Source organism: Coleofasciculus sp. H7-2, assembly GCF_042747725.1.
In the GTDB taxonomy this organism is placed as follows: Bacteria; Cyanobacteriota; Cyanobacteriia; order Cyanobacteriales; family FACHB-T130; genus FACHB-T130.
Window position 1 is genome coordinate 1 of sequence record NZ_JBHZGO010000111.1, and the last position, 2,911, is coordinate 2,911.

Sequence of the window (2,911 nt, forward strand, 5' to 3'; positions counted from 1 at the left end):
ATTTCTCAAAGCATGGAGGCATTGCGTCGGGTGTAGTTTCCTTCATGGGTATTTTTCAACGTGAACTTCTTATCTGGCATGGATCATAACTCATTTGGTTTTAATTCATTGTTTAAGTCCCGTTAGGGGCAATTAGACGGAGTTGATATAACAGCCGGTTCCAAAATATCAACTGTCCAGATCCGGGCGAAGGGTAAGCCAGCTTTGCGAAAGGACTTCCGCACAGTCTCAGCATCAGGTGCCTCAAATTCGCAAACTACTTTAGTGCGATCGCGTGCCATCATTGAGCGAATCCAATGAACATTGTGTGCCCTGTGACAGGGTATCCCGATCTCAAGATCGTGGTTCCACTTCTCTTCGGTGATCGGTGGCTCAAATATCTTTTCTACGAGGACACGAACCATATTTTCCTCCTGATTGATTGAGCAATTTAACTTTCTTAGGACTTACGCAGAGATCCCCCTTGCATCCCCCGATAAATTGGGGGACTTTTCCGGTTCCCCCCTTTTTAAGGGGGGCTAGGGGGGATCAAGGTTTGAAGGTTTCAGTGCGTAAGTCCTAAAATACTGAGGTAAGCGATCGATAGCAGTGCGGGCACGGACACTCAATACGCGAGGGTCAATTTGGTGCTGTAAGCTTTGAAATAGCTCTGCTGCACGCTTATGTTCGCCCAAAGTCAGTTTCCCCCGAATCAGTGCAGCCCAAGCTAGGGCAATTTCACTGGGATGATCCACAATTTGCGCGGCATGGAGTGCTTCTTGAGCGCGGGCGATCGCTAATTCAATCCGACCTCTTTCTAAATCGCTCCCAGCCGCAAAAGTCAGGGTATAAGCTAGCATTCGGTTCGCATCGATCCGGCGCAGGGTGGATAATGCTTGCTCAAGGGCTTCTTCAGCACTGATTTCTCCGATAACATAGTGGGCGAGAGAACTCAGTGCAACGGCGAAAGGCCCTTCGCTGCCTTCACCACTGATTTTGGTGGCAACTGCTGCTAGTTCCTGACAATAAGCGATCGCCATAGTCGGATTGCCAGCTTCCAACTCGGTCATTGCCAGATAAGTCAAACAAGCACACTCTCGCCAGCGATCCTGTTCCGCTTGCGCCATTCGCCATGCTTGTTCCAAAAGAGAACGTGCCGCCGGGAAGTCAGATGCATGACGGCGCACGCATCCCAGACCACAGGGAATATCGATAATTTCCAGTCCAACTCTCGCTGCAAGCGGCTGTGCTTCTAGCAAAAGCGCCTCAGCACGCGGCATCTCGCGTTCGGTTTCGGCGAGGCACCAACCGCTGTGAGCCAGCATTCGGGCGGTGGTTGCCGGACTTGCCAATCGTCCTCGTTCCACTGCTTGGAGGGAGTGTTCGCGAACACCCATGAGATTACCTCGCTCGTAGTTCAGCACGATCAAAGCTTCTAGCGCGATCGCTTCTTCATCCTTTAAACCAAGGGCGCTGGCTTCGGCAATCAATTGATGCAGGTTGTTTTCGAGTTGGGGGATTTGATTTCTGGTGACTCCTGCCAGAACGTAGACTTTTAGCAGTCCGATGTGAAGTCGAACCCGTAAAGTCTTCTCAAGGTTCTGGCAATGCTGAATTCCCCGTTGAGCCAGTTCCGATGCTTCTGAGTAGGCGAATTGGCGCAAGCAACGTTCGGCGGCTGCCTGGAAAGCTGAAGCTGCTAAGGAATCAAGACCGCCCAAGGATGCATGATGCGCGACATCGCTGGCTAGGGCGTTGTCAGGAACCGAGAGACGATTCAAAGCCTGGGCAATTTGCAAATGCACCAATTTGCGACGGGGTTCTGACAACTGGTGATAAGCGACTTTACGCACAACATCATGAGCAAAGTCATAGCCAGTTTCGTTATTTAATAAAGTTCCTGGATGGATAATCCCCTGCCGCTCCAGTTCTTCCACCGCTAAAAGTAATTTAGAGAGGGGATAGTCGGCAACCCGTGCCACGATTGTCGGACTGAAACTTCGCCCCAATGCCGCTGCCCAAGGTAAAAGTTCCCGCGCCGGTTCATCAAGTTGCCGCAATCGGTCTTGAATCAAGGCTTCCAGATTATCAGAATAAGCTGTGTCATGATTGGCTAGGGCACGAGCCACTTCTAGAGCGAATAGGGGATTCCCGCCACTATCCACAAAGACTCGATTTCCATCAACATCGGTATTAATCGAGCGAGTCAGCTGAACCACTTGCGCTTGATTCAGCAGTGGCAGTGTAATGGTTTGCACCCGCTGTTCCCGCCGCAGCGCTTGCACCAGCTTGCACACAGGCAGATTATCTGATAATTCGCGTTGACGAGCCGCACAGGCAAACCGAACGGATGAATGACCCAGCAGGCGGATTGCATAATGCAGAAGTGCCGTAGATGCCTCTTCCAGCCACTGAATATCATCTAGGATAATGACAGTTCGTTTGCCATTGCTCGAAAGTTGGGAGAGCAGGTTAACCACTGCATCGAATAGCTCAGAGCGAACCGACAAGGTCGGCGCTTCGCTATCGCCCGGAGTTTCTCTTCTTCCCTCCATTTCTGGAAACAGGGAACTCAGTTCTGCTGGCAATTGCGATCCTGAATCACGAGCGAACCGACAAGGTCGGCGCTTCGCTATCGCCCGCAGTGCATCAATCCAAACTCCATAAGGTCGCAGCATTTCCGCCTCAAACCCGCGTCCCCAGAGTACGCGACCATTGCTCGCTTTGACTTCGGCGGCAAGTTCTTCCAGCAGGCGCGTCTTCCCAATTCCCGATTCACCAACCAGTAAGAGGATTTCTGAAATAGGGCGTTGCTGAATGAAGTATGAATTACGCAAATGCTGGTATCGATTGGTGTTTCAAGTAGTGAAGTAGCAATCTAATAGAGTGTTTCAGCATTTCTTCTGACTTCGAGTAACACAACGTTTTTCGA

At 50.9% G+C, this 2,911-nt stretch carries 2 protein-coding genes and 1 pseudogene; all 3 read right to left on the bottom strand.

Features of this window, described 5'->3' with window-relative positions; all coding sequences use genetic code 11:
* Positions 1–122 precede the first annotated feature (122 nt).
* Positions 123–404: a DUF4242 domain-containing protein gene (locus ACFW2W_RS25905; protein ID WP_378184691.1), complete on the bottom strand. Its 282-nt coding sequence runs from the start codon at positions 402–404 to the stop codon at positions 123–125.
* A 114-nt stretch (positions 405–518) separates the two neighbouring features.
* The gene (locus ACFW2W_RS25910) at positions 519–2,816 is read right to left on the bottom strand and encodes an ATP-binding protein (protein ID WP_378184693.1); all 2,298 of its coding nucleotides are present in this window, start codon (positions 2,814–2,816) and stop codon (positions 519–521) included.
* A pseudogene (locus tag ACFW2W_RS25915) lies at positions 2,809–2,911 on the bottom strand (IS1 family transposase); the annotation flags it as partial. The gene ACFW2W_RS25910 and the pseudogene ACFW2W_RS25915, both read right to left, overlap by 8 nt.